Source organism: Mesorhizobium carmichaelinearum, from assembly GCF_900199455.1.
Classification (GTDB): Bacteria; Pseudomonadota; Alphaproteobacteria; order Rhizobiales; family Rhizobiaceae; genus Mesorhizobium; species Mesorhizobium carmichaelinearum.
On the sequence record NZ_FZQR01000008.1, the window covers coordinates 120,938 to 144,389 of the forward strand.

Below are 23,452 nucleotides of genomic sequence, written 5' to 3' on the forward strand. Positions count from 1 at the left end.
CCGGGTTCGGGTTGTCATCAATTTATTTTTGAATTCCATTTGACTGAATAAATCTTTGATGCGAACCTTGCGTCAACTGGGAGCGCAAGGCATGGCATTGCGGGGGACCAATCAGGAGTTCGGGCGGCCGTACAACCGGCGCATCGTGCTGGAGTCCATCCGCCTGCATGGGCCGATCGCCCGCGGCGAGATTGCCAGCCGCGTCGGGCTCACCGTCCAGACCGTATCGACCATCGTTCGCGAACTGGAGGAACAGGGTTACATCCTCTCCGTGCGCGAGGAACCCAAGGGCCGCGGCCTGCCGCCGGCGACGCTGCGCATCAATCCCGAGGGCGGCTATGCCGTCGGCATCCACATCACCCCGCTCGGCATCAATGCCGCTTTGATCAATCTGAGCGGCGACGTGATCGAGAGCACTTACCGCGAGGCCCCGAACGCAACGCCCGACCACGCCTTCGACCTGATCGGGGCCATGGTGTCTGAATTGACCGGATTGCGGGCCGGCGGGCGGGTTCTCGGCGTCGGCCTGGCCCTGCCCGGACCGTTCGGTGTCGAATCCATGAGTTTCGTCGGCCCGACCACCATGACTGGCTGGAAGGATGTGGCGCTGCGCGAACGGCTGGCGGCCTCGACCGGACTGCCGGCCTTCTTCGAGACCGACATGGCGGCCGCCGCCATGGGCGAGCGGCTCTACGGCCTCGGCGCCCAGTTCTCCGAATATTACTATCTCTATTTCGGCGTCGGCCTTGGCGGCGTCATGGTTCATGACGGCAGCGTGCAGCGTGGCGCCTGGGGAAATGCCGGCGAGGTCGGGCACATCCCTGTCGTTCCCGGCGGCGAGGCCTGTCCCTGCGGCAACAGAGGTTGCCTCGAAAGATATCTCTCGCTCGAAGCGCTCCGGCGCTGGAACGGCACAGAGGCCGATTGGGTCGCGGAAGTCGCGCCGATCTTTCACAATGCCATCGCCGTCATCGAAAACCTGTTCGACCCTGAAACGGTCATCCTCGGCGGGCTGGCGTCCACCGACCTGCTCGAACGGCTGGCCGGTTCGACCGGCGGCCTGCACAACTCCGTCTCGGCGCGCAAGGATCGAACGACGCCCCGGGTCATGGTGGCGCGCGGCGGGCAACATTCGGTGTTGCGCGGCGCCGCCGCCCTTGCGGTTTCGGGCGTGCTGTCGCCGCGCTTCGGCCAGATGTTCGCCGCCGAGCGCGAACGCGGCCGCGATCTTCTGACAGCCAAGGAGATTGCAGCATGAGCGAACCGCTGCTGGTGCTGGAAAACGTCACCAAGAACTACGGCGCGATCGAAGCGCTGAAGGGGATCAGCTTCTCCATCGGCAAGGGCGAAGTGGTGGCGTTGCTCGGCGACAACGGTGCCGGCAAATCGACGCTGGTCAAGATCATCGCCGGCGGACTGGAGCCGACCTCCGGCCGTATGCTGTTCGAAGGCAAGGAGTTTCTGGCCAGGTCGCCGGCCGAAGCCAAGGCGGCGGGCATCGAAACCGTCTACCAGGACCTGTCGCTCTGCACCAATGTCGACGTCGTCGCCAATTTCTTCATGGGCCGCGAGATCACCAGGAAGGTTCTCGGCATTCCCGTGCTTGACGAGCGCGCCATGGAGGCCGTCGTCGAAAAGGCGCTGGCCAGCGCCGGTACCCGCATTCCGTCCCTGCGAAGCAATGTCGAGCATCTCTCGGGCGGCCAGCGGCAGGCCATCGAGCTCAACCGTTTCGTGCATTGGGGTGGCAAGCTGGTGCTGCTCGACGAGCCGTTCGCCGCCCTTGGCGTCGAGCAGACGCGGCGCGGTCTCGACATGATCCGCCAGGTGGCGAGCCAGGGCATCGGCGTCGTCATCATCACCCATATCATGCAGCAGGCTTTTCAGGTCGCCGACCGGATCGTGGTGATCCGGCAAGGCGTCGTGGCGGGCGATGTCGCCAGAAACAAAACAAGTCCCGATGCGGTGATCAACATGATCACCGGGGAGACGCTCGCCGGTGCCGGACCGGCAGGCTGAGGGGCAAAAGAGGGGTCCGGCGCTAGAGGAGCGAACGACATGAAGCGAATACTTCTTGCTGTCTTCGGTATCCTGGCACTGGCCTTTGCCACGCTCACGCCGGCATTCGCCCAGTCCAAGGGGACCGTCTACTATATGGTGCCGACATTGCTGGATGAGTTCCAGACCGGGTCGGTGACCGCGCTCGAGCTGTTCCTGAAACAGGTCGGCTACGACATAAAGACGCTGAACGCCGACAACAAGACCGACGCGCAGCAATCGCAGATGAACGACGTCATCGCGCTGAAGCCGGCGGCGATCATCCTGGCCGCGGTCGACTTCAACGCGCTGAAGCCGTCGATCGAGGCGGCGCGTGCGGCCGGCATTCCGGTGGTCGAGTTCGACCGCCAGATCACCTCGACGCCTTCCGACTTCACCTCGGTGGCGGGCACCGTCGAGATCGGCCACATCGCCGCCGACCAGGCGGAAAAGCTGCTGAAAGCCAAGAACGGTTCGGTGAAGGGCAAGGTGCTGCAGGTGCTCGGCGATCCCGGCGACCCCTACACGCTCGACATCCAGAAGGGCTTTGAGGAGAAGATGAAGGCGTTCCCGGACGTCAAGATCATCTCGCTTCCGGCCATGCAGTGGGAAGCCAGCAACGCCGGCACCATCGTCGCCGACCAGATGCTGGCCAACCCCGACATCGACCTGATCTTCAGCCATGCCGCGCATCTGTCGGTCGCGGCCGTCGCCTCGCTCGAGGCCGCCGGCAAGAAGCCGGGCGACGTCATGCTGATGAGCTCGAACGGCGCTCCGGTCGGCCTCGACCTGATCCGCAAGGGCTGGCTCAACGTCGAAGTCGAGCAGCCGCTCTACGCGCAGGCCGCGGCCGTCGCCATGTTCATGGACAAGATCGTCAAGAAGCAGGAGATCAAACCCGGCGACTATGACGTGCTCGGCTTGAAATCGACTGTCACCAAGGAAGCCTGGGGTCCGAACATCAAGATCCCTGGTGCGGCCATCACCAAGGAAAACGTCGACAATCCGGCCTTCTGGGGCAACCAGAAGGCGCCGACGGATACCGTCAAATCCGTCGAATAGGCACGTTGTAGAACGCTCCGGGCCTTCTCGGCCCGGAGCCAATCCTCCGCAATTCCAATCCGCGCATGATCCTTGCGAGAACCGTTCTCTGGGGCATGCGCCAGCCGGATCAGTCCATGAACCCCCGCACCCGCCAAGCCCTGGAGTTCGTCCTCGACAACCTCGTCTGGTTCATGCTGGTCTTTGTGCTGGTGGTCTTTTCCATCCTCATTCCGAACTATTTCCAGCTCGGCATCTTCGCCAACATCATCGAGGCCTCGAGCGTGCTCGGCGTCATGTCGATCGGCCTGGCACTGGTCATCATCGCCGGCCATATGGACCTTTCGGTCGAATCCGTCGCCGCGCTCAGCGCCATGGCGGTCGGCATCCTGTTCTGCTCGTCGGGCATCGGGCTTGGCGTTCAACTGCACCCGGAATGGCTGATGGTGCCGGTGTCGCTGCTTTTGGCGCTGGCCGTCGGCGGCCTCATCGGCGCCTTCAACGGGTTTCTGGTCGTCAAGATCAAGATGAGCGCCTTCATCATCACCCTGGCATCCTACATCTGGGTGCGCGGCCTGGTGCTGGTCATTTCGGGTGGCCGCTCGGCGCAGGATCTGGCACCAGCCATCCGCTGGTTCGGCATCCAGCGGCTGATCGGCCTGCCGCTCACCGCCTGGATCGCCATCGCCTGTTTCGTCGTCTTCTCGCTGATCATGGCCAAGACGCCGTTTGGTCGGCACCTGGTGATGATCGGCGGCAACGAAACCGCGACCTTCCGCGCCGGCATCCGGGTGAACCGCAATCTCATCATCGCCTTCGTGCTGGCCGGCGCCATTGCCGGCCTTGCCGGCTGGCTGCTGGCGATCCGCACCTCGGGCGCCACCGCCAATCTCGGCGTCGGCCTGCTGTTCAACGCCTTTGCCGCGGTCGTCATCGGCGGCGTCAGCCTGAAGGGCGGCGTCGGCACCCTGCCCGGCGTCTATGCCGGCGTGCTTCTGCTTTCGGCCATCAACACGGCGATCAATCTGATGGGCCTGCCCGCCAACTTCACCCAGGTCATCCACGGCCTGCTGGTGCTGGCCGCCGTGCTGCTCGACGCCTTCAAGCAAACCATTCGCCAGAGACTCGCATGACAGGGTGGCTCGCATGACCGGACGGTTGAACGATAAGGTCGCGCTGATCATCGGCAGCGCAAGCGGCATCGGCAAAGGCACCGCACTGCGCTTCGCCGAAGAAGGTGCAAGGCTGGTGCTCGCCGACACCGATGCCGAGGCCGGGCAAGCGACCGCGGATGAACTCGGCGCCCCTTTCATCGGCACCGACATCTCGCAAATGCGCGACGCCGAGGCCGCGGTGGCACTGGCGCTGAAGCACCACGGCCGCCTCGACATCATCGTGCAGAATGCCGGCATCTATCCCTGGCAGCTGATCGAAAACACCAGCACCGACGACTGGGACCGCGTCATGGCCGTCAATCTGCGCGGCACCTTCAACGCCACCCGCGCAGCCCTGGTGCCGATGAAGGCGCAGCGCTTCGGGCGCATGCTCTACACCTCCTCCATCACCGGCCCGCATGTCACAAGTCCCGGCCACGGCCACTATTCGGCGACCAAGGCCGGCATCAACGGCTTCATCCGTTCGGCCGCGCTCGAATTCTCCGGCTACGGCATCACCGTCAACGGCGTCGAACCCGGCAACATCCTGACCGAGGCCATCCAGCAACATCGTGGCGCCGCCTATATCAAGAACATGGAGGACTCCATCCCGCTCGGCCGGCTCGGCAGCCCGCGCGACGTCGCCAACGCCTTCCTGTTCCTCGCCTCCGACGACGCCAGCTACATCACCGGCACGACCATTGTCGTCGATGGCGGGCAATTGCTGCCCGAGGGCAAGGATTTCCGGATGGTGCCGCAGTGATCCTTGCTTCACGGCCACGAACAGGCTGATCCGGCGCTCCGCAGATCGGCCGGCAAAACACTCCCTTATAGGTTGCATGCAACGTAAACGCCCCTCAAGGGTTGTTTGTAAAGTGCTAATCAAGGGAGGGACCTGAGAATGGCCGACGAAATCAGAACCGATCATATCTACCAGCGCGCTCATGCTTTGGCAGAGGGTGGTATTCACCAGTGTCCAGCAGAGATCGTTGCAGCGTTGCTGGCTGAGGGTTATCCGGAAGCGGCCGAGTTGTTGAACTCCGAAAACATCCGTGCTGACCTTCGCAGGGTTTGTGGTGCGGCGATTGCCAGCGGCCAGTAATGCGCCACAAATCCGGGGCCTCGTTAGTGACGCTCATAGGGCGGCATCAGCGAAATTTCGGCATTCTCGGCCACCAACGCGCCTCACGGCTGGCGGCCGCCGACGCCCGATCAGCCGGATTTCTTGTACAACAGCAATTCAGGCCGGTATTCGAAATGCATGGTATCATAGTGATACCAGCGCCCACCCCAGATGAAGCCGTTCTTCTCGAACAGTTCGACGATCGAGAGCGGAATGCGATTCTTGAAGGGAATGTGTCCCTTCGGGTGGGATTTATCCCGGTTGTTGTACCAGTAATCGGAGAAGCCGACATTGATATCGAAGGCTGCGCCGAAAGAGTGGACGCTCAACCGATCTGTGCCGGCGATGGGCCGCCAGACAAAGCCGCCTCCAGGCTTGAGCCCGTAACGGCTTAGCTCCGCGGGCATGACCTCAAGGGCATCGGAAACCTTGCCCAGCCGGTCGTCGATGCCAAAAACCCTGGTGACCTGCACAGTCGTCTTGCCGAGTTTGGGCAGCCATTTGACGTTGGCGATGTGCTTGCCCACTTCCGCGGCGCTTGCACCGTAGAGCTTCTTGAAGAAGGCTTCGTTGCGGATACGGCCGGGATCGAAGTCCTCCGCCGGGACCAGCGCGCCAGCACTTGCCGTGGGATAGACATAGCGAAACATGTCCTCGATGTCGGGGCTCTCCAGCAGCGCGTCGGCGTCGCGCGTCTTGCCGTCGTCCCACACCATGGTGGTGCCGTCGGTCCAGGTCAGGACATTGCCCGATATGGTGAACAGCCCGGGATAGGCCCTGAGCAAGGCGGCCTTGGCAGCCGGCTGGTCCACGCCGTCGCCGGCATCCCCCGCATAGGCGAAGCGCCCGGGAACGGTGATTGCCAACGCAATCAGCAGCCGCAGCAGCAAGCGCTGCCCTGGATGCCTGGTCATTGTCCTGCCTCCCGGAAACTCTCCCCCATTTTTCACGCAATTCGTCGGTTGTCGCACTGGCCGCATATCGTTCAAACCTGCTTACAAAAGTCTCGTCAAGCGCCTCCGGGCCAGACGTGGCTTCCTCCTCGGACGGCGGCTGTCGACGCAGATCTTCGATTGCTTTTCCCAGAACCGCATCCTTGTTCAGCCGACCGCGACCGTTTCAGACGCATGGTGGCCGTCTGCACGGCTGGCGGTGTCGATATCGGGGAATGGATGGTCAGGAAGGGCTATGCGGTCGACTGGCCGAAGTACAGCGCCGGCTTCTATGCCAGGGCTGAAACAGAAGCCAGGACAGCCAAGCGCGGCCTGGGCTGGATCGTTCGATAGGCCTTGGGAATGGCGCAAGCAGATGACGGTGAACTAGACCTATCCGTACTACCCACCTTGTTGGGCGGTCATATTGCGCTCGGCCGGCGCCTTCCCGTGCGAGTTGGCGCCGGATTTAGCAATTAATTCGGAGGCGTTTCCGCCTTCGATGCTAGGCCTATATTCAGCCGCCCATCATCTTTGCCATAGCGCAGAAATCCGCATGCGACTTGTTGAGTGTGGTGTCGCCGCAGTCCTTCAAGACCGCCTTCTGTTCGTCGGGTTTCATGGCCATCCATGCGGTCTTGAAATCCTTTTCCGTCTTCAGAGTTTTCATGCCGGCATCGGTGAAGAACGGCGACATCTTTGCCGGGTCGTCGAGCGCGGATGTACTGCCAGCCAGAGCCGAACCAGCCATGATTGCGAGCGCCATCGCGCCCGTTGTGAGCGTCTTGATCATTGTTTCCTCCATAATTAGGTCATTCAGCGTGACCTTCCGGAAAAACGTGATCAGACTGACTCGGTTCCACCGCTCACCGGCTTTGAACTCAGGTAGGTTCGCAAAGCCGGCCTTGATGGCCTCCGTGCGGATGTTCCGAGACGTTGCGGGCGTGCCGCTGGAGCCGGCGACCGAAGGGGGATCGTATCACGGTCACAGACACGCAATGACCGTCACCTCCAGCCGGCCAACTCAGTACATGATCCTTTGCCTCAACCAGGCAAAGAACCCATTCCCTCCAACTGTTGTGCGGACTCGCGCGGCAGCCCAACCCGCTTTCATGGTAGCGCCGGCATGGCAATCGCAGACGATCTCATGGAGTTGCCAGTCGCTCAGTTCGAAAAAGCGCCTTGCCTCGCCGTACGTGTCATCTTTCAGGCCCGACGCGCGCAGCACCGGGTCTGCGAAGGCAACAGCGATTGGTGATCCTTCCCCACGCACCCCGGTACGTTCCTCCAGGCGCAAATATTCGGTCCCTGCAAACGCCGCAAGGCACCGGTCAGGATGTTGTTCGAGAAGTTCGGCCCAACGCTCGATACGCTGGTTCCGTGTCATTGCCGAATATGCAGCCGAAGATTCAATCTTGGCGACCGCATGCAGTTGGTCGAGTGTCTGGTGTTTCATGGTCGGCTCCTGTGGAGAGGGAAACGCCCACGCCTTCAAGGGAATTATCGCGCGCTATGGCTTCGACAAGAGCAGGAAGCTGCAGGAAGAAATCTATCTTCTGACACCACCAAATGGGGCCGGTCTGAACACCTTCCGCGATGGCGCCTATTGGCCTACCCAGCTGTAGGGAGCCGCACCGGTCCTGTGGTGTTTCACTGGATGAACTCGACTTCCTTCCCGGTCACTTCCCGCACGGCCTTCAACAGTGTCTGATGCAGGACACGCGTTGCCCGGTAGTGGTCGCAGTGTGGCGATATGAGCGGCTTCACGATGCTCTTGTGGAGCGCTTCCGCTGCGATGCAACCAGGCGTCGGCATTCTCCTGCCAGAAAGGCGGCACGGCGCGTTCCTTGCCGTCCTTGCGCGCCTGTGCGCCGTACATCCAAGCGTAATTGGCGCGCTCCTGATCCTTCTTAGCGACTGCCACCGTCTTCCTCCCGCTAGCGCCCCAAGGGCTGTTTTGAAAGCGAGACAAGTTCAGCCTCGTCTTTGATGCCGGCCATGTAGTTGGCGATGATGCGGGATGCGATGGCGTCTCGCGCTTCCGGCGACTGGTCTTGAAGCTTCAAATGCTCAAAGACCCTGCCGAGCAAAGCCAACTCTGATGGATCGAAAATGCCGGCCTCATTCGCCCTTGTGCGTATTGGCATGGTTCTCCTCCCGGAAATCCTGCAGCGAAGCGTGCCGCAAATCTTCCTCGCCGCGCAAGTGCTTCACGCGGCCTATGATGCCGGGCTTGACCCATTGGGTCGCCGGCCGCTTCATGCCCTTCGGCGCCGGTCCGGCCTGCTCCTGGACGCGCCGCCATAGCCGTTCGCGGATCGCGCGGCCGGGATTGATAAAGGCCGAACCGACATACCGGCCGGTAGCACGATCCGCCAACAAGGCGAAGGCAGGCTTTCCCGCCTCGCGTTCGACGCCAAGCAGATCATATTCATCAACGGAATAGCATTTCGCCTTCAGCCAGTTCGTCGAAGGGCCGCTGCGGTATTTGCTGTCGCGCCGTTTCGATACCATTCCCTCGAGAGCGAAAAATCTTAACTAGGCGTGTGCCATATCCACCAACGGTAGATCTCTGTGGATGCTCAATCGGCGGCGTTTAAGGTTATAGTTGTCATTTTTGGATGGCTCGGCCTGTTATTCGCAGGATTGTTTATCCTTGGAATTTTCCTGGAAGGAAGCCATGGCGATGGCTTCCTATCGATGATCATCGGCATCACTTGGGCGATCGCCTATTGGCCTGTTACGTTGATTGTGCTCGGTTTAGGATTTTGGGCTTCGATCTGGTGGATGAAGCAGGGGTAGCGACCACCCCAATTTCAAACTGTGACATACCCGAAATCGGGCGTTTCTGAGCGCATAGCTGGGCGCAACGCGGCGCACCGGCCTGAGAGGACCGGCAGACACCGTTGAATTCATTTAAGAAAAGTGGTGGGCGATGACGGACTCGAACCGCCGACATCTTCGGTGTAAACGAAGCGCTCTACCAACTGAGCTAATCGCCCGCTCCGGCGCGGACCTTTAAGCGGTCGGGACCGGCTTCGCAAGGCCAAATGAACAGGCGACGCCGTGTTCGCCGGCCGGATTTGTGAACAAAACGCCGGCTGTCAAAAAACCTTCTCCAGTTTGCTGTTATGATGGTTTGGTGCGCTTGACACCCGGTGGCGAACCCCTTATCCAGCGGCCCAACGACGAACACGGCTGACACGTGCTCGTCAATGCGCGGGTGTAGCTCAGTTGGTTAGAGTGCCGGCCTGTCACGCCGGAGGTCGCGGGTTCGAGCCCCGTCACTCGCGCCATTTCTCTCAAGGGTTTCAAACCCTTGGCTTCGGAGGAATGTCGACATTGGATGTCAAAAATCTCTTCTCGTATGTGCGGGGCAGCTGTACCCCGGTCGGCACGTTGCGGCGCGAGCTCGAACCGACTACCGCGGACGCGCTCTATTCCATCCCTGCCGAACTTTTCGCAACTCGCCACGGAGCGGTGGCGTGGAATTTGTCGATGCCAGGTCCGCCGCTGCGCCCTTGGATCCCCGTCTGAATATCTGGCCGAGGACCAGGCCGATGTATCCCACCTGAAGAATGATGAGCGCAAGAATAGCCCAACCGAGCGCTTTCCAGATGGAGCCGGTTTCTATCTCAGCCCAGATCGCCACGATGAACGACGCCGCGAACATGCCCACCAGAAATTGCGGAAAATACATATTGCGCAGCACCACGTTTTGACGGTTTGGCGATTTTCGGCCGTTAAAGACCCGCCGCTCCGCGAACGGAGCGGCGGGGCCCCCAATTTGCCCCCCGATTGCCGAGTTGATGGTTGACCGCGGCATTGCTGGCAATGCAATTGCTGCGCCAAATGCAATGACCCATTACGGGACACCTTCGCCAATGGCGCAAGGCCGGATTGCCGATTAACATTATCTGTTGCTAATGTGCCACCCAGCAGGACCAACGGTGGCGAGGTTTTTGGCAGAGTTGTTGGCCGCGACGCTGGAAGCGTCGGCAGGCCGATGCGGGTCTAACGACACCGATAAGCAAATCTCCGAAGACGCGCTCAGAATGATCTGCGCAGAGATGTATTCTGGCATTCTGGGCCAGGAATGCCTGCATGGACGTCGCTACCTGCAAAGTCGCATCGAGAATGGTTTCAAAAGGCACTTCGAGGAAATGCGGCCGCAGTTGATCGCGGATGGGTACACCATCGTGCCCAGCGTGACCGAGAGTGAAGCCGTAAGGGATGCTGTCGCGCTCAACCCCTGGCCAGCAGCGCCTCGACCTCCTGCAGCGTCGGCATCGACGGTGCCGTGCCCGGCCTGGTCACCGAAATGCCAGCCACGGCACAGGCGAAGCGCACCGCTTGCAGCGGCTCCACGCCTCGCGACAGGGCCGCGGCGAAGCCGCCGTTGAAGGCGTCTCCCGCGCCGGTGGTTTCGACCACCGGGCCAGCGCTGATGGCGGGGACATATTCGGAGCGATTCTTGGTGTGCAGCAGCGCACCCTTGTCGCCGAGCGTGACGATGACCGTGCCGACGCCCTTTTCGAGCAGCTTGCTGGCGGCGGCGCGCGCCTCATCGACCGCAGAGACTTTTAGCCCCGTCAACTCCTCCGTCTCGGTCTCGTTCGGCGTGAGATAGTCGCAGAGCGTGTAGATGCGGTCGGGAAGCTTTGCCGCGGGAGCGGGGTTGAGGATGGTCGTCACCCCTGCCCCGCGCGCGATCTCCAGCGCCCTGAGCGCCGCGTCGATCGGCTGCTCGAGCTGCGTGACGAAGACGCCGGCGCCACGAATCAAATCCCCATTGGCCTCGATATCGGCCGGCGAGATCAGCATGGCCGCACCAGGACTGACGATGATGGCGTTGTTGCCGCTGCCCTCCTCGACGAAGATGTAGGCGGCGCCCGTATAGCTGTCCGGCGTGTCGATGACGGCGCTTTTGACGCCGGCAACCTGCCAGGTCCGCTTGGCCATATCGGCGAAGGCATCGACACCGAGCCGGGTCAGGAAGGTGGTGTCGGCGCCGAGCTTGCCGGCCGCCACGGCCTGATTCGATCCCTTGCCGCCCGGGCCGAGCTTGAACGAGTTGCCGAGGATCGTTTCACCCATGCGCGGCTGGCGATCGGCGCGATAGGCGGTGTCGGCGACGAAGACACCCAATATGACGACAGGCTTGCCGGAGGCCATAATGTTACTCCGCGTCCGGCGGGATGACGCCCTTGCGGAAGGCGAAGCAGCCATAGAAGCGGCGCTCGCCGGTCTGGATGACGCAATAGGCTTTTTTGGCGCGCTCGTAGAAGGCGTAGCGCTCCACGGAAATCATCGGCCAGGCTTTGCCTTCGGCCTTGTCGATCTCCTTTTGCACTTCCTTCTGCACCGGCGGAATCTCGTCCGGCTTGCCGACGATTTCCATGCGTGCGGCCGCGTCATCGACGAATGTGTCCAGGGGGTAAAGCGACAGCACCGCCTTGACCACTTGCGCCGCCGGCGCGTCGATGCGCAGGAGCTTGCCGTGCACGGTCTGCTTCGCCACCGAATCGGAGGGGAAATTGGTGTCGGCGATAATCAGGTCATCGCCATGGCCCATCGCCCGCAATGCCTGCAGCACGTCGGCATTGAGCAATGGATTGATGCCTTTGAGCATGATGGTCCTCGTGAAATGCGTTTGAGATCAGAGACGTTGAGATCAGAGACGCTGGCCGGTCTCGGCGTCGAAAAGATGGATCTGGTCGAGCCTCGGCTTCAGCGTCAGCGTGTCGCCGGGCTTGAAGTCGTGGCGTTCACGGAACAGCGCCACCATCTCGCCGTCGCCGAAGCGCAGGAACACCAGTGTTTCCGAGCCGGTCGGCTCGACCACCGAAATTTTCGCCGGCACGCCGTCGGGATGGATTTCCAGATGCTCGGGACGGACGCCATAGACGACGGCCTGCCCGTCCTGCGCGGCATTGTCGCCAATCGGGAACAGCGTGCCTGCAATGTCGACGCCGGGTTTGCCGCCCTTGCGCATGACGCCCTTGAGCAGGTTCATCGACGGTGAGCCGATGAAGCCCGCGACGAACAGATTGGCCGGCCGGTCGAACAATTCCAGCGGCGCGCCGACCTGCTCGATGCGGCCGTCGCGCATGACGACGATCTTGTCGGCCATGGTCATGGCCTCGATCTGGTCGTGGGTGACGTAGATTGTTGTGGTCTTCAGCCTCTGGTGCAGCTCCTTGATCTCGGTGCGCATCTGCACGCGCAGCTTGGCATCGAGGTTCGAGAGCGGCTCGTCGAACAGGAACACCTGCGGGTTGCGGACGATGGCGCGCCCCATGGCGACGCGCTGGCGCTGGCCGCCGGAGAGCTGCCGGGGATAGCGCTTCAGATAAGGGTTGAGATCGAGGATGTCGGCGGCGCGCTTGACTCGCTCGGCGACCACGGCCGGATCGGTTTTGCGCAGTTTGAGGGCAAAGGCCATGTTCTGCTCGACCGTCTTGTGCGGATAGAGCGCATAGTTCTGGAACACCATGGCGATGTCGCGTTTTGCCGGCGGCAAATGATTGACAACGCGGTCGCCGATGGTGATCGTGCCGCCGGAAACGGTCTCCAGCCCGGCCACCATTCTGAGCAGCGTGGACTTGCCGCAACCCGAGGGGCCGACCAGCACCACGAACTGTCCGTCAGCAATATCGACGCTGACTTCGTGCAGGACCTTGACGGTTCCAAACGCTTTGGCCACCTTGCTGATTGCGACTTGAGCCATATCTCCCCCATCGGCTCCAACTGGCCGTAGGCGCAGAAGCTAACCAACGCGACCTGTCAGGGCAAGTCGGTCTCTTATAGATAAAAACCCAGCCTCGTTGACACGGCGTTTGGTTGTGAGAATAGTGGCGGGCGCTGGTCCAAATGTCGGCACCGATCCGCAATCGGGACTTTAATCGACGCAGGGTGGGGTCCTGCCTAATTCGTATCCGAGCCGGGAGCATCGTTGTGCTTCAGCGTCCGACAGGCGGCCACATCCATTCACACTGATTCTGGGAGGAATAGTCGATGAGAACAGGTCTTTACGATAAACTGGTCCGTGCCGGCGCCACGCGGCGCGACATATTGAAGGGTGCGGCTAGCATGGCCGCGATCGCGGCGGCATCCGGCGCCGGGCTCGGCGCCTTGACGCGTCCTGCCTCCGCGGCAAGTGAACTTCGCTCGAAAATCCTGCAGATTCCGGGCGTTGGCAAAGGCCAGCCGACCGATGCCGATTTCCAGAAGGTCGGCGAGCTCTGCCTCGAGGCGACCAAGGCCAATGTCAAGGAAGGCGAATTCGCCGGCGTTGAGCTGACCTTCATGGGCCTCAACAACCAGAACCTGCACAATGTGCTGTTCCGCGGCTTCCTCAAGCCGTGGGAGGCCTATACCGGCGCCAAGATCAGCTGGATCGACCTGGCGCAGGCCGACTACAATGCCCGGCTGCAGCAGTCGATCGCCACCGGCACCGTCGACTTCGACATCATCGAGATGGGCGCGCCCTTCGAAGGCGATGTCTGCGGCAAGGGTCTCACCTCCGAGATGCCCGACTGGGTCAAGAAGCAGATCGATTTCGACGATCTGGTCAATTATCTGAAGCCGCCGGTCGGCACCTGGGACGGCAAGCAGTATCGCGTCACCATCGACGGCGACACGCACAACTTCAACTATCGCACCGACGTGTTCGCCGATGCCGACCTCGCCAAGCAGTGGAAGGACGGCGGCGGGGCCGGAGAATGGGGCGTGCCGAAGACCTGGCAGCAGGTGCAGGCCGTGACCAAGTTCCTCAAGGGCAAGAAATTCAAGGGCCAAGACGTCTATGGCTATCTCGATGCGCCCAAGCCCTGGGGCGGTTTCGGCTTCTACTTCCTCGGCAGCCGCGCCACCGCCTATGCCAAGCATCCCGATGACAAGGCATGGCTGTTCGACGCCGACACGATGAAGCCGCGCATCAACAATCCGGCCTGGGTGCGCGCCATCCAGGACGTGATCGACGCGCTGCCCTCCGAGCCGGCCGACCAGATCAACGCCGACCCAAACACCACCGGCTTCCAGCAGTTCCTGGCCGGCACCGGCTCGATGATCCCCTGGTGGGGCGACATCGGCTCCAACGTCAAGACCAACGATTCCTCGGTCATCGGCGACGTCACCGGCTTCTCGATCCTGCCGGGCTCGGACGATGTCTACAATTCCAAGACCGGCAAGTGGGAAAAGCTCGCCAGCGGGCCGAACTACTCGCCGAACTGCGCCTATCTCGGCTGGGGCGTCTATGTCATGGCCCGCGTCGACAAGGACGAGAAGAAGAAAAAGGCGGCCTGGTCCGCAGCCGCCCATCTCGGCGGCAAGGACCTGTCGATCTGGACGGCGATGTACCCGTCCGGCTTCCAGCCCTACCGCAACTCGCATTTCGATATTCCGGAGTGGGTGGCGGCCGGCTACGACGAGGCCTTCATCACCTCGTACCTCAAGTCGGAAGGCGACAGCTACAACCATCCGAACGCGGCGATTGAGCCACGCATCCCCGGCATCTTCCAGTACTATTCCGCCGCCGAGGACATTCTGGCCAACACCTTCGCCGGCAAGATGAAAGCGCAGGAAGGCGCCGATGCCATCGCGGCGGCCTGGGAAAAGCTCACCGACCAGATCGGCCGTGAAAAGCAGATCAAGCTCTACAAGGCTTCGCTCGGCCTGGCCTGATCGCAGCGTGAATCTGGGGTCCGGCGACGAAAGCCGCCGGACCCTGCCTTGACCGGCGCCGCCGGTCGCGAAGTGCCTTCTGCAACCGGACGAGACGCGTGGCTGACCAGATTTTGCCCACCAAGGATTGGCCGGCAAACGCCGTCCCATCCGATCTGATACCGCCAGGCCGCAAACGCTTGGGCTGGGCGGTGATGGCCGCCGCAACGCTCGGCCTGCTGGCAACGATCCTGGTCCAGATCCTCTACAAGAGCGAGGTCGACACGATCGGCTTCGAGACATGGCGCCCCGTGGTCTACGCCTATGTGCTGTGGGGCGTGGCACTCGGTATCGGCCAGGTTCTGACGCGCGGCGAGGACGGTCAGCGCGCGCTGTTCCTGCTGCCGGCGCTGCTGTTCACCATCGCCATGGTGATCTTCCCGACGCTGTTCGGTTTCTACATCGCGCTGACCGACTGGAATCTGTCCTCGTTCAGCGGGCGCAGGTTCAACGGGCTCGACAATTTCTGGCAGATGCTGGCAGATCCCTACTATCGCAATGCGCTGTTCAACATGGTGCTCTATGTGCTGGCGGTGCTGGTCGAATATGTCATCGCCTTCGGTTTGGCGCTGCTGCTCAACGCGCAGATCCGGGCGCGTAAATTCTTCCGTGTCGTCTTCCTGATGCCGCTGATGCTGTCGCCGGTCGCGGTGTCGTGGATGGTCGGCAAGTCCCTGATGGAATATCGCTTCGGGCCGGCGGCGACGCTGGCGCGCCATCTCGGCTGGGAAAACCCGGCCTTCTTCTCGGATCCGATCATCGCCCGCATCTCGATCATGGTGCTGGATGCCTGGACCTTCATCCCGTTCATGATGATCATGCTGCTCGCCGGCCTGCAGGCGATGTCGCGTGAGATCCTCGAAGCCGCACGGGTCGACGGCGCCAATGCGTGGCAGACCTTCTGGCAGGTCACCTTTCCGCTGATGCTGCCGGTATCGGTGACGGCGGTGATCCTGCGCATCATCTTCAAGCTGAAACTGGCCGACATCATTATCACCGTGACTTCGGGCGGGCCTGGTGGCGCCACCGATTCCGTCTCCAGCTTCATCTACCGCGAATACCGCGACCGCTCCAATGTCGGCTATGGCACCATGCTGGCGATGGCCTATCTGGTCATCATCGTCGTGTTCGTGACCTGGCTGCTGAAATTCGCCAACCGCTTCGTGCGCAACGTCAACTGAGCGGTGGGATCATGAGCGTTCAAACCACCGAATACACTGTTTCCGAAATCCGTTCTCCGGCGAGCTTCATCACCAGCCGCGTCTTCATCTATGGCGCGCTGGTGTTCTGGGCTTTCATCTGCCTGTTCCCGATCTACTGGACGCTAACGACCTCGTTCAAATCGGCGGTCGACGTGACCCAAGGCCATCTGATCCCCTTCGTCGACTTCCAGCCGGACTGGAAGGGCTGGCGATCGCTCGGCCTTTCGCCGGATTCGATCTTCGAGACCTCCACGGTGCGTGACGAGTTCTTCAAGCGCTTCATGAATTCGGTCATCACCTCGGTCGGCGCGTCGAGCCTCGCCATCGTCATCGGCAGCCTCGCCGCCTACGGCCTCACGCGCTACCGCTACAAGTTCGCCTGGTTCAAGAACGAGGACATCTCCTTCTTCTTCCTGTCGCAGCTGATCCTGCCGCCCGTGGTGCTCGCCCTGCCTTTCCTGGTGCTTTACCGGGAAGTCGGCCTGCTCGACACGCGCATCGGGCTGATCCTGCTCTACACGCTGATGGTGCTGCCGATCGTCATCTGGATCATGCGCGACCAGTTCAATTCTATCCCCGTAGAGCTCGAGGAAGCGGCCCTCGTCGATGGCCTGTCGATCTGGGGGGCATTCTTCCGCATCGTCATGCCGATCGCGCTGCCGGGCATGGTCGCCGCCTTCATCCTTGCGATGGTGCTGTGCTGGAACGAGTATTTCTTCGCCGCGCTTTTGACCTCGACCGACGCCAAGACCATTCCCGTCATGGTGGCGAGCCAGACCGGCTCGCAAGGCATCAACTGGTGGTCGATGGCAGCGCTTGCCACGGCGGCGATTGCACCGCTGGCGGTCATCGGCATTGCTTTGGAACGCTATCTCATCATGGGCATGACTGCCGGAGCCGTGAAGTGACGAACCAATACTGGTTCGCACGCAACATCCGTGTCGGTTATGTCGGCCGCGACCGCTATGGCAAGGGCGTCATGCCGATCGCCTGGCAGGGCCGCGCCGTCATCGCCGGCTTTGTCGTGGCGATGCTGTCCGGCGGGCTGATCATGCTGCTGATGGGCTTGTACACGCGGTTTTTTGCGCTCGGCATAGCGATCTTCGTCACCCTGGCCTTTGGCGGCGCCGGCACCTTCCTCTGGGCCGTGATCACCAAAAGCGATCCGAACAAATCGAGGGTCGAGTATCTGGCCGAGCGGATCGAAGGCCGCCATCGCTGACCTACATGGCTTCGGACGGTGCAAAGAAGCAGTTCTCGTGCTCCTCAGTCGGATGCAGGCAGATGTGGAACCTATCGTCGCCGGACGGGATGACGCTATCGTAGGGTACGAAATAGCGGTTCTGGTGCGTGACTTTCTGGTGGTCTCCCGGCCGCAGGATGATGACGTAGCCGTCGGCCTGAGGCGTGACGGTCATACTGGGGATGCTGCCACACTCCCCCGTGACCATATCTCCGTGACAACAGGCGGGCGGATAGGACCAACTCCTGTCTGCGTCATGTGCGAAAACATGGACATCCTCAAGCACCGCAGCCATGACGATCACGCCTGCCACGCTTGCCATGCGTCGGTTTCCGACCACGTGCACCGTATGGCTCCAAACGCCCTACGGTATCACTCTATCATATTACCAGTTACTAATGCAGGTCTCAGGCTCTCCTACCCCGTCTCGATGAGCTTGTCAGCCTGACCGAAGCGTCGCGCGCAAATGATCCATAATCATGGCAACGCCCTTGTGCCCGAGTTCCGCCGATGCGTCCTTGGCGCTTGCCGTATACCAGGCAGTATTGTCGGCGAAGCGGGCGGCATCGACTGCCTCCGGACATAGCGCCAGCATTAGCGATGTCTCGCCGATACCGGCATGGTCGAACGGGTACTTGCCGTTCATGGCGGCGGGCATCAGCGGATGCACCTGCACCCAGTTGAAGAAATTTTCGCCTGCGGCGTGTCCGGCATAATAGTCAGCCATGTCCTTCGAGCCCCACCAGCCCTCGCCGCGCTGCTTCTCGAGGAAGCGGAAGATCGCCTGGCGGCCGGCGGTCTTGAAGGCGAGATCGGTCGGCATGCCGGCGGCGAAGTTTTCCGTCTGGTGATGTATGATGGCGTGGATGTTGCGGAAGCCGATGCGCAGCAGGCTGTAGAACAGTTCCTCGCCGAACGGCGCCAGCTGATTGCCGCCGACCTGCACCGAGCCAGTACCTTCCGGCGGCGCCACCGCGTAACTCGCAGCGCCGTAGTAGAAGGGCGGCAGGATGACGATGTCCCTCTCCTTCTCGAACAATTCCAGAGCCTTGATGACGGCCAGCGTGTCCATGCCGACGGCCATGTGCTCGCCATGGTATTCGAGCACGCCGAGCGGCAGGGCGACCGGCCAATTCTGCGCGATCGCCTTGCGGATCTGGTGCGGCAGCATCAGTTCATAGTGCATGGTCTATTCCATGTTGGTGTGGCGGGCGCGCATGGCTTCGGGCGACGCACCGGTCAGGGATTTGAGCTTCAGCACCATCACCTCGAACAGCAGGAACAGCGCGCCTTCGAACACCGAGCCCATCGGCAGCACCGATGTCTTTTGCGGTCCCTGGTCATTGGCCATGGTCTGGGCCGGGATGAGCAGCGTGGCGTCGGCCAGTTTTGCCGCACTGCCGTCGGCCTGGGCGCTCAGCAGCAGATTGGTCGCGCCGGCGTCGCGCGCGACGCGCATCAAGGTGAGCACCGTCGAGGTCTCTCCCGGCCCGGAACTGGCGAGGAAAAGGTCGCCAGGCCCCAGCGGCGGCGTGTTCATGTCGCCGACCACCGAGACCGGCAGGCCGAGATGATAGAGCCGCATGGCGAAACCCTTGACCTGCAAGGCCTCGCGGCCGCAGCCGTAGACGACGATCTGCCTGGCTTCGGCCAACAGCTTGCAGCCAGCGTCTATCTGGCGGTCATCCAACCGCGCCAGCACGGCGCCCAGTTCGTCGAGCGCGGTCTTGAACAGGTTTTCGTTCCGGTCGCCCACGGCAAACCCATCCTCCAAATCGTCCTGGGATTTTTCCACGAACAGCTTGATTTCGTTCATGCTAGCAACCGCGAAAATGCGTGTCCAACGCTGTGCCACGCTTTTGCGGGGCCACAGGCGTGATAGTGTCATGTCAGACAAATCAGCTCAGACAGATCAACCCCAGGAAAACTGCAGGACATGAAGACACGGCATTTCGACCGCATCGGCAATGGCGGCCTCACCTTTACGGAGCTCGGCTTCGGCACGGCACCGCTCGGCAATCTCTACCGTGCCGTTTCGGACGAGGATGCCAATGCCACGCTTGATGCCGCCTGGGTGACCGGCTGCCGCTACTACGACACCGCGCCGCTCTATGGGCTCGGCCTGTCGGAAACACGCCTCAATGCGTTCCTGCGCGGCAAGAAGCGCGACGACTATGTGCTGTCGAGCAAGGTCGGCCGCCTCATGCGCGCCTGCCCGCCGGAAGAGCGCACGGGCATCGGCAAGTTCTTCGACACGCCGTCGCGCAGGGAAGTCTATGATTACAGCTATGACGGCGTCATGCGTTCGTTCGAGGCCTCGCTCGAGCGGCTCGGCGTCGACCGCATCGACATCCTGTTCGTGCACGATGTCGACATCTTCACCCATGGCAGCAAGGAGGCATCCGATCGGCGCATCGAGGAATTCATGCGCTCGGGCTATTACGGGCTGCTGTCGCTGCGCGACCAGGGTGCGATCAAGGCGTTCGGCGGCGGCATCAACGAATGGCAGGTTGCCCAGACACTGGCCGAGCGCGGCGATTTCGACCTGTTCCTGCTTGCCGGGCGCTACACGCTGCTGGAACAGGAGGCGCTTGCCACCTTCCTGCCGCTCTGCCAAAAGCGCGGGATCGGCATCGTGCTGGGCGGCCCTTACAATTCCGGCATCCTGGCGACAGGACCGAAGCCCGGCGCCTACTACAACTATTCCGAAGCGCCGCAGGACATTCTCGAGCGGGTCGCCGGCATCGAGGCGGTCTGCAAGCGCCATGGTGTCAGGCTGATCGAGGCCGCGCTGCAATTTCCGGCGCTGCATCCGTCGGTCGTCTCGGTGATCCCCGGCGGCCAGCGGCCAAGCGAGGTCGAAAGCAACCGGTCACTGCTCGACGCGAAGCTGCCCGCGGCGCTCTGGGCGGACCTCAAGGAGGAAGGCTTGATGCGCGCTGATGCGCCGACCGCATAGTGCGGCGATCATTCACCGCCGCAGGCGCAAAAATGAAAAGCCGGGCGAGCCCGGCTTTTCTGTCTCTCTGAAAAAGAAAAACGCGCTTAGTTGACTGCGTCCTTCAGGCCTTTGCCGGCCGAGAACTTCGGCACGGTGCGTGCCGGGATCTTCACTTCGGCGCCGGTCTGCGGGTTGCGGCCGGTCGAGGCCGCACGCTTTGACACGGTGAAATTGCCAAAGCCGACAAGCCGGACATCGCCGCCCTTCTTCAGTTCGCCGGTGATCACGGAAAATACCGCATCGACCGCCGACTGCGCGTCACCCTTCGAAATGCTCGCGGCGTCGGCGACAGCGGACACCAGTTCGTTCTTGTTCATAAAAATTCCCTTCCATGAGAACACCGGAACTAACGACTCATCCGGCAGGAAACGGACTTTAGAAAGAAGCGTTGCCGCAACCAAGTCGAAAAGGCAGGAAAAAAGCGGAAAAAGCCCGGAAATCCGGGGTTTTTCACATGAAAAAGCCGGGCGCGAGGCCCGGCTTTCCGTTTGTGCACTGCAACCTTAGCAAATATCAATGCGCAAGCGACTTTCCGGCATCATCGGCACTGTCGGTCGAGGCCGGCGGATTGACCGGTTCGACCCATTCGATCGGCTCCGGCATACGCACCAGCGCGTGGCGCAACACCTCACCGACGCGTGAGACCGGAATGATCTCCATGCCGTTCTTCACATTGTCCGGAATCTCCGCCAGATCCTTGGCGTTGTCTTCCGGGATCAGCACCTTCTTGATGCCGCCGCGCAGCGCGGCGAGCAGCTTCTCCTTGAGGCCGCCGATCGGCAAGATGCGGCCGCGAAGCGTTATCTCGCCCGTCATCGCCACATCGGCCCGGACCGGAATGCCCGTCAGCACCGACACGATGGCTGTCGCCATGGCGGCACCCGCGGATGGGCCGTCCTTCGGCGTGGCGCCTTCCGGCAAGTGGACGTGGATGTCGCGCTTGTCGAACAGCGGCGGCTCGATGCCGAAATCGATGGCGCGCGAGCGGACATAGGAGGCCGCCGCCGAAATCGATTCCTTCATCACGTCGCGCAGATTGCCGGTCACCGTCATGCGGCCCTTGCCGGGCATCATGACGCCTTCGACCGTCAGCAACTCGCCGCCGACTTCCGTCCAGGCAAGACCGGTGACGACACCGACCTGATCGTCAGCCTCGACCTGACCGAAGCGGAAGCGCTGGACACCGAGGTAATCGGCGAGATTCGCCGCCGTGATGTTCACCGTCTTCTTCTTCGTCTTCAGGATCTCGGTCACGGCCTTGCGCCCAAGCTTCATCAGCTCGCGCTCCAGGCTCCGGACGCCCGCTTCACGGGTGTAGGTCTGAACGATGCCGCGGATCGCGTCCTCGCTGACGGAGAACTCCTTCGGCTGCAGCGCGTGATCGCGGATCACCTTCGGCATCAAGTGCCGCTTGGCGATCTCGATCTTCTCGTCCTCGGTGTAACCGGCGATACGGATGATCTCCATGCGGTCCATCAAAGGCGCCGGGATGTTCAGCGTATTCGCCGTCGTCACGAACATCACGCTCGACAGATCGTATTCGACCTCGAGGTAGTGATCCATGAACGTCGAGTTCTGCTCGGGATCAAGCACCTCGAGTAGCGCCGATGACGGATCGCCACGGAAGTCCTGGCCCATCTTGTCGATCTCGTCGAGCAGGAAGAGCGGATTGGACTTCTTCGCCTTCTTCATCGACTGGATGACCTTGCCGGGCATCGAGCCGATATAAGTGCGGCGGTGGCCACGGATCTCGGCCTCGTCGCGCACGCCGCCCAGCGCCATGCGGATGAACTCACGTCCAGTCGCCTTGGCGATCGACTTGCCGAGCGAGGTCTTGCCGACGCCGGGAGGTCCGACGAGGCACAGGATCGGCCCCTTCAGCTTCTTCTGGCGGCTTTGGACGGCGAGATACTCGACGATGCGCTCCTTGACCTTGTCGAGACCGAAGTGATCGGTATCGAGCACGTTCTGCGCGAAAGCCAGGTCCTGCTTGACCTTGGAGTTCTTGCCCCACGGTATCGACAGGATCCAGTCGAGATAGTTGCGCACCACGGTCGATTCAGCCGACATCGGCGACATCGTCCTGAGCTTCTTCAACTCGGCTTCCGCCTTTTCGCGGGCCTCCTTGGAGAGCTTGGTCTTCTTGATGCGCGCCTCGATCTCGGCGGCCTCGTCGCGGCCGTCCTCGCCCTCGCCGAGTTCCTTCTGGATCGCCTTCATCTGCTCGTTGAGGTAGTATTCGCGCTGTGTCTTCTCCATCTGGCGCTTGACGCGCGAGCGGATGCGCTTCTCCACCTGCAGGACGGAGATTTCGGCTTCCATGAAGCCCATCGCCTTTTCCAGCCGCTCCTTGACCGAGAGCGTGGCCAGCATTTCCTGCTTCTCAGGGATCTTGATGGCGAGATGCGAGGCAACCGTATCGGCGAGCTTGGAATAGTCGTCGATCTGGCTGGCAGCGCCAACCACTTCGGGCGAGATCTTCTTGTTCAGCTTGACGTAATTTTCGAAGTCGGTGACGACCGAGCGGGCCAGCGCCTCTACCTCGACCTCTTCCTCTTCCGGCTCGACCAGCGCCGTGGCGCGGGCTTCGTGGAAGTCGGGGCGGTCGGTGAACGAAACGATCTTGGCACGCGAAGCGCCCTCGACCAGAACCTTGACGGTGCCGTCGGGCAGCTTCAGCAATTGCAGCACATTGGCGAGCGTGCCGATGTCGAAGATGGCATCGGGCTCGGGATCGTCATCGGCGGCATTCATCTGGGTGGCAAGCAAGATCTGCTTTTCCTGACCCATCACCTCTTCCAGCGCTTTGATCGACTTTTCGCGCCCGACAAAGAGCGGAACGATCATGTGCGGAAACACCACGATGTCGCGCAGTGGGAGGACTGCGAAGACGCCGTCGCTGGGAGCCTTGGATATTTTGGCCATTGTCCAACCTTTCATGTCGCGGCCACCATCAGGCCAACCGCGAATCTCATATTAACGACCGTGGATCGTT

28 protein-coding genes and 2 tRNA genes are annotated in these 23,452 nt (G+C 61.8%); 14 read left to right on the forward strand and 16 right to left on the reverse strand.

The window, feature by feature from the left end:
• Positions 1–91 precede the first annotated feature (91 nt).
• The 6 genes from CKW40_RS19585 to CKW40_RS19610 all read left to right on the forward strand — a co-directional run bounded on the left by CKW40_RS19585 (position 92) and on the right by CKW40_RS19610 (position 5,334).
• On the forward strand, positions 92–1,258 hold the full coding sequence (locus CKW40_RS19585) for an ROK family transcriptional regulator (RefSeq protein ID WP_095201518.1): 1,167 nt from the start codon (positions 92–94) through the stop codon (positions 1,256–1,258).
• A complete protein-coding gene (locus CKW40_RS19590) occupies positions 1,255–2,019 on the forward strand; it encodes an ATP-binding cassette domain-containing protein (protein WP_095201519.1) in 765 nt (254 codons plus the stop codon). Before CKW40_RS19585 ends, CKW40_RS19590 begins: the two co-directional genes overlap by 4 nt.
• A 39-nt stretch (positions 2,020–2,058) precedes the next feature.
• Complete coding sequence (locus CKW40_RS19595) at positions 2,059–3,099, forward strand: sugar ABC transporter substrate-binding protein (protein WP_027051589.1); 1,041 nt, start codon at positions 2,059–2,061, stop codon at positions 3,097–3,099.
• A gap of 116 nt (positions 3,100–3,215) precedes the next feature.
• Positions 3,216–4,211, forward strand: coding sequence for an ABC transporter permease (locus tag CKW40_RS19600; RefSeq protein ID WP_095201698.1), 996 nt, complete (start codon positions 3,216–3,218; stop codon positions 4,209–4,211).
• Between the two features lie 13 nt (positions 4,212–4,224).
• On the forward strand, positions 4,225–4,995 hold the full coding sequence (locus tag CKW40_RS19605) for an SDR family NAD(P)-dependent oxidoreductase (RefSeq protein WP_095201520.1): 771 nt from the start codon (positions 4,225–4,227) through the stop codon (positions 4,993–4,995).
• 138 nt (positions 4,996–5,133) lie between these two features.
• Positions 5,134–5,334 carry a hypothetical protein gene (locus tag CKW40_RS19610; protein WP_095201521.1) on the forward strand — a complete coding sequence of 67 codons (201 nt, stop codon included), beginning with the start codon at positions 5,134–5,136 and terminating at the stop codon, positions 5,332–5,334.
• A 110-nt stretch (positions 5,335–5,444) separates the two neighbouring features.
• Here the strand turns inward: CKW40_RS19610 and CKW40_RS19615 are convergent, their stop codons facing one another.
• Entirely contained in the window at positions 5,445–6,269 is an 825-nt protein-coding gene (locus CKW40_RS19615; protein WP_179298024.1) for a M15 family metallopeptidase, read from the reverse strand.
• A gap of 213 nt (positions 6,270–6,482) precedes the next feature.
• On the opposite strand from CKW40_RS19615, the gene CKW40_RS19620 reads away from it, so the two are divergent.
• Positions 6,483–6,641: a thermonuclease family protein gene (locus CKW40_RS19620; RefSeq protein WP_179298025.1), complete on the forward strand. Its 159-nt coding sequence runs from the start codon at positions 6,483–6,485 to the stop codon at positions 6,639–6,641.
• Between the two features lie 163 nt (positions 6,642–6,804).
• Here the strand turns inward: CKW40_RS19620 and CKW40_RS19625 are convergent, their stop codons facing one another.
• The 5 genes from CKW40_RS19625 to CKW40_RS19640 form a co-directional block, all read right to left on the reverse strand.
• Entirely contained in the window at positions 6,805–7,080 is a 276-nt protein-coding gene (locus CKW40_RS19625) for a hypothetical protein (RefSeq protein WP_095201699.1), read from the reverse strand.
• A gap of 231 nt (positions 7,081–7,311) precedes the next feature.
• Positions 7,312–7,743 carry a hypothetical protein gene (locus tag CKW40_RS19630; protein WP_095201523.1) on the reverse strand — a complete coding sequence of 144 codons (432 nt, stop codon included), beginning with the start codon at positions 7,741–7,743 and terminating at the stop codon, positions 7,312–7,314.
• A gap of 194 nt (positions 7,744–7,937) precedes the next feature.
• Positions 7,938–8,102: a hypothetical protein gene (locus CKW40_RS43825; RefSeq protein ID WP_179298027.1), complete on the reverse strand. Its 165-nt coding sequence runs from the start codon at positions 8,100–8,102 to the stop codon at positions 7,938–7,940.
• 122 nt (positions 8,103–8,224) lie between these two features.
• Complete coding sequence (locus tag CKW40_RS19635) at positions 8,225–8,434, reverse strand: hypothetical protein (protein WP_095201524.1); 210 nt, start codon at positions 8,432–8,434, stop codon at positions 8,225–8,227.
• A complete protein-coding gene (locus tag CKW40_RS19640; RefSeq protein WP_244571219.1) occupies positions 8,409–8,801 on the reverse strand; it encodes a hypothetical protein in 393 nt (130 codons plus the stop codon). The genes CKW40_RS19635 and CKW40_RS19640 overlap by 26 nt, the downstream gene beginning before the upstream one ends.
• Before the next feature lie 60 nt (positions 8,802–8,861).
• Between CKW40_RS19640 and CKW40_RS19645 the strand changes: the two genes are divergently transcribed.
• Entirely contained in the window at positions 8,862–9,089 is a 228-nt protein-coding gene (locus CKW40_RS19645; RefSeq protein ID WP_095201525.1) for a hypothetical protein, read from the forward strand.
• Positions 9,090–9,213: 124 nt separating this feature from the next.
• On the opposite strand, the gene CKW40_RS19650 is transcribed toward CKW40_RS19645, so the two are convergent.
• Positions 9,214–9,289, reverse strand: a tRNA-Val gene (locus CKW40_RS19650).
• Between the two features lie 217 nt (positions 9,290–9,506).
• On the opposite strand from CKW40_RS19650, the gene CKW40_RS19655 reads away from it, so the two are divergent.
• Positions 9,507–9,583 (forward strand) — tRNA-Asp (locus CKW40_RS19655).
• A 125-nt stretch (positions 9,584–9,708) separates the two neighbouring features.
• On the opposite strand, the gene CKW40_RS19660 is transcribed toward CKW40_RS19655, so the two are convergent.
• From CKW40_RS19660 to CKW40_RS19675, 4 genes are all read right to left on the reverse strand, one after another.
• Positions 9,709–10,113, reverse strand: a complete 405-nt coding sequence (locus CKW40_RS19660) for an exopolysaccharide production repressor protein (protein ID WP_244571220.1) — start codon at positions 10,111–10,113, stop codon at positions 9,709–9,711.
• A 419-nt stretch (positions 10,114–10,532) separates the two neighbouring features.
• A complete protein-coding gene (gene rbsK / locus CKW40_RS19665; RefSeq protein WP_095201526.1) occupies positions 10,533–11,462 on the reverse strand; it encodes a ribokinase in 930 nt (309 codons plus the stop codon).
• A gap of 4 nt (positions 11,463–11,466) precedes the next feature.
• Positions 11,467–11,919, reverse strand: coding sequence for an RbsD/FucU family protein (locus CKW40_RS19670; protein ID WP_095201527.1), 453 nt, complete (start codon positions 11,917–11,919; stop codon positions 11,467–11,469).
• A gap of 42 nt (positions 11,920–11,961) precedes the next feature.
• Positions 11,962–13,017: an ABC transporter ATP-binding protein gene (locus CKW40_RS19675; protein ID WP_095201528.1), complete on the reverse strand. Its 1,056-nt coding sequence runs from the start codon at positions 13,015–13,017 to the stop codon at positions 11,962–11,964.
• Positions 13,018–13,304: 287 nt separating this feature from the next.
• On the opposite strand from CKW40_RS19675, the gene CKW40_RS19680 reads away from it, so the two are divergent.
• From CKW40_RS19680 to CKW40_RS19695, 4 genes are all read left to right on the forward strand, one after another.
• Positions 13,305–14,972, forward strand: a complete 1,668-nt coding sequence (locus tag CKW40_RS19680) for an ABC transporter substrate-binding protein (RefSeq protein WP_095201529.1) — start codon at positions 13,305–13,307, stop codon at positions 14,970–14,972.
• A gap of 98 nt (positions 14,973–15,070) precedes the next feature.
• Positions 15,071–16,192: a carbohydrate ABC transporter permease gene (locus CKW40_RS19685; RefSeq protein WP_095201530.1), complete on the forward strand. Its 1,122-nt coding sequence runs from the start codon at positions 15,071–15,073 to the stop codon at positions 16,190–16,192.
• 11 nt (positions 16,193–16,203) lie between these two features.
• Positions 16,204–17,121 carry a carbohydrate ABC transporter permease gene (locus CKW40_RS19690; RefSeq protein WP_095201531.1) on the forward strand — a complete coding sequence of 306 codons (918 nt, stop codon included), beginning with the start codon at positions 16,204–16,206 and terminating at the stop codon, positions 17,119–17,121.
• On the forward strand, positions 17,118–17,435 hold the full coding sequence (locus tag CKW40_RS19695) for a hypothetical protein (RefSeq protein ID WP_095201532.1): 318 nt from the start codon (positions 17,118–17,120) through the stop codon (positions 17,433–17,435). The genes CKW40_RS19690 and CKW40_RS19695 overlap by 4 nt, the downstream gene beginning before the upstream one ends.
• A gap of 1 nt (position 17,436) precedes the next feature.
• Here CKW40_RS19695 and CKW40_RS43015 read toward each other — a convergent pair whose 3' ends face one another.
• The 3 genes from CKW40_RS43015 to CKW40_RS19710 all read right to left on the reverse strand — a co-directional run bounded on the left by CKW40_RS43015 (position 17,437) and on the right by CKW40_RS19710 (position 19,272).
• Complete coding sequence (locus tag CKW40_RS43015) at positions 17,437–17,631, reverse strand: hypothetical protein (protein ID WP_143748332.1); 195 nt, start codon at positions 17,629–17,631, stop codon at positions 17,437–17,439.
• A gap of 264 nt (positions 17,632–17,895) precedes the next feature.
• Positions 17,896–18,642: a creatininase family protein gene (locus CKW40_RS19705; protein WP_095201534.1), complete on the reverse strand. Its 747-nt coding sequence runs from the start codon at positions 18,640–18,642 to the stop codon at positions 17,896–17,898.
• A 3-nt stretch (positions 18,643–18,645) separates the two neighbouring features.
• Positions 18,646–19,272, reverse strand: coding sequence for an SIS domain-containing protein (locus tag CKW40_RS19710; protein WP_244571221.1), 627 nt, complete (start codon positions 19,270–19,272; stop codon positions 18,646–18,648).
• Positions 19,273–19,392: 120 nt separating this feature from the next.
• Here CKW40_RS19710 and CKW40_RS19715 point away from each other — a divergent pair, with 120 nt between their 5' ends.
• Positions 19,393–20,415, forward strand: coding sequence for an aldo/keto reductase (locus CKW40_RS19715; RefSeq protein ID WP_095201535.1), 1,023 nt, complete (start codon positions 19,393–19,395; stop codon positions 20,413–20,415).
• 86 nt (positions 20,416–20,501) lie between these two features.
• Here the strand turns inward: CKW40_RS19715 and CKW40_RS19720 are convergent, their stop codons facing one another.
• Positions 20,502–20,774, reverse strand: coding sequence for an HU family DNA-binding protein (locus CKW40_RS19720; RefSeq protein ID WP_006201846.1), 273 nt, complete (start codon positions 20,772–20,774; stop codon positions 20,502–20,504).
• A gap of 196 nt (positions 20,775–20,970) precedes the next feature.
• On the reverse strand, positions 20,971–23,382 hold the full coding sequence (gene lon / locus CKW40_RS19725) for an endopeptidase La (protein ID WP_095201702.1): 2,412 nt from the start codon (positions 23,380–23,382) through the stop codon (positions 20,971–20,973).
• Between the last annotated feature and the right edge of the window lie 70 nt (positions 23,383–23,452).

What these genes read in the sequence shown, in the direction of transcription:
- CKW40_RS43825 (WP_179298027.1), bottom strand. Translation starts at nt 8,102, where the DNA reads ATGCCGACGCCTGGTTGCATCGCAGCGGAAGCGCTCCACAAGAGCATC.
- CKW40_RS19710 (WP_244571221.1), bottom strand. Translation starts at nt 19,272, where the DNA reads ATGAACGAAATCAAGCTGTTCGTGGAAAAATCCCAGGACGATTTGGAG.
- CKW40_RS19720 (WP_006201846.1), bottom strand. Translation starts at nt 20,774, where the DNA reads ATGAACAAGAACGAACTGGTGTCCGCTGTCGCCGACGCCGCGAGCATT.
- CKW40_RS19635 (WP_095201524.1), bottom strand. Translation starts at nt 8,434, where the DNA reads ATGCCAATACGCACAAGGGCGAATGAGGCCGGCATTTTCGATCCATCA.
- CKW40_RS19675 (WP_095201528.1), bottom strand. Translation starts at nt 13,017, where the DNA reads ATGGCTCAAGTCGCAATCAGCAAGGTGGCCAAAGCGTTTGGAACCGTC.
- CKW40_RS19670 (WP_095201527.1), bottom strand. Translation starts at nt 11,919, where the DNA reads ATGCTCAAAGGCATCAATCCATTGCTCAATGCCGACGTGCTGCAGGCA.
- lon (WP_095201702.1), bottom strand. Translation starts at nt 23,382, where the DNA reads ATGGCCAAAATATCCAAGGCTCCCAGCGACGGCGTCTTCGCAGTCCTC.
- CKW40_RS19690 (WP_095201531.1), top strand. Translation starts at nt 16,204, where the DNA reads ATGAGCGTTCAAACCACCGAATACACTGTTTCCGAAATCCGTTCTCCG.
- CKW40_RS19625 (WP_095201699.1), bottom strand. Translation starts at nt 7,080, where the DNA reads ATGATCAAGACGCTCACAACGGGCGCGATGGCGCTCGCAATCATGGCT.
- rbsK (WP_095201526.1), bottom strand. Translation starts at nt 11,462, where the DNA reads ATGGCCTCCGGCAAGCCTGTCGTCATATTGGGTGTCTTCGTCGCCGAC.
- CKW40_RS19615 (WP_179298024.1), bottom strand. Translation starts at nt 6,269, where the DNA reads ATGACCAGGCATCCAGGGCAGCGCTTGCTGCTGCGGCTGCTGATTGCG.
- CKW40_RS19590 (WP_095201519.1), top strand. Translation starts at nt 1,255, where the DNA reads ATGAGCGAACCGCTGCTGGTGCTGGAAAACGTCACCAAGAACTACGGC.
- CKW40_RS19630 (WP_095201523.1), bottom strand. Translation starts at nt 7,743, where the DNA reads ATGAAACACCAGACACTCGACCAACTGCATGCGGTCGCCAAGATTGAA.
- CKW40_RS19620 (WP_179298025.1), top strand. Translation starts at nt 6,483, where the DNA reads ATGGTGGCCGTCTGCACGGCTGGCGGTGTCGATATCGGGGAATGGATG.
- CKW40_RS43015 (WP_143748332.1), bottom strand. Translation starts at nt 17,631, where the DNA reads ATGACCGTCACGCCTCAGGCCGACGGCTACGTCATCATCCTGCGGCCG.
- CKW40_RS19605 (WP_095201520.1), top strand. Translation starts at nt 4,225, where the DNA reads ATGACCGGACGGTTGAACGATAAGGTCGCGCTGATCATCGGCAGCGCA.
- CKW40_RS19595 (WP_027051589.1), top strand. Translation starts at nt 2,059, where the DNA reads ATGAAGCGAATACTTCTTGCTGTCTTCGGTATCCTGGCACTGGCCTTT.
- CKW40_RS19715 (WP_095201535.1), top strand. Translation starts at nt 19,393, where the DNA reads ATGAAGACACGGCATTTCGACCGCATCGGCAATGGCGGCCTCACCTTT.
- CKW40_RS19585 (WP_095201518.1), top strand. Translation starts at nt 92, where the DNA reads ATGGCATTGCGGGGGACCAATCAGGAGTTCGGGCGGCCGTACAACCGG.
- CKW40_RS19640 (WP_244571219.1), bottom strand. Translation starts at nt 8,801, where the DNA reads ATGGTATCGAAACGGCGCGACAGCAAATACCGCAGCGGCCCTTCGACG.
- CKW40_RS19660 (WP_244571220.1), bottom strand. Translation starts at nt 10,113, where the DNA reads ATGCCGCGGTCAACCATCAACTCGGCAATCGGGGGGCAAATTGGGGGC.
- CKW40_RS19600 (WP_095201698.1), top strand. Translation starts at nt 3,216, where the DNA reads ATGAACCCCCGCACCCGCCAAGCCCTGGAGTTCGTCCTCGACAACCTC.
- CKW40_RS19610 (WP_095201521.1), top strand. Translation starts at nt 5,134, where the DNA reads ATGGCCGACGAAATCAGAACCGATCATATCTACCAGCGCGCTCATGCT.
- CKW40_RS19705 (WP_095201534.1), bottom strand. Translation starts at nt 18,642, where the DNA reads ATGCACTATGAACTGATGCTGCCGCACCAGATCCGCAAGGCGATCGCG.
- CKW40_RS19680 (WP_095201529.1), top strand. Translation starts at nt 13,305, where the DNA reads ATGAGAACAGGTCTTTACGATAAACTGGTCCGTGCCGGCGCCACGCGG.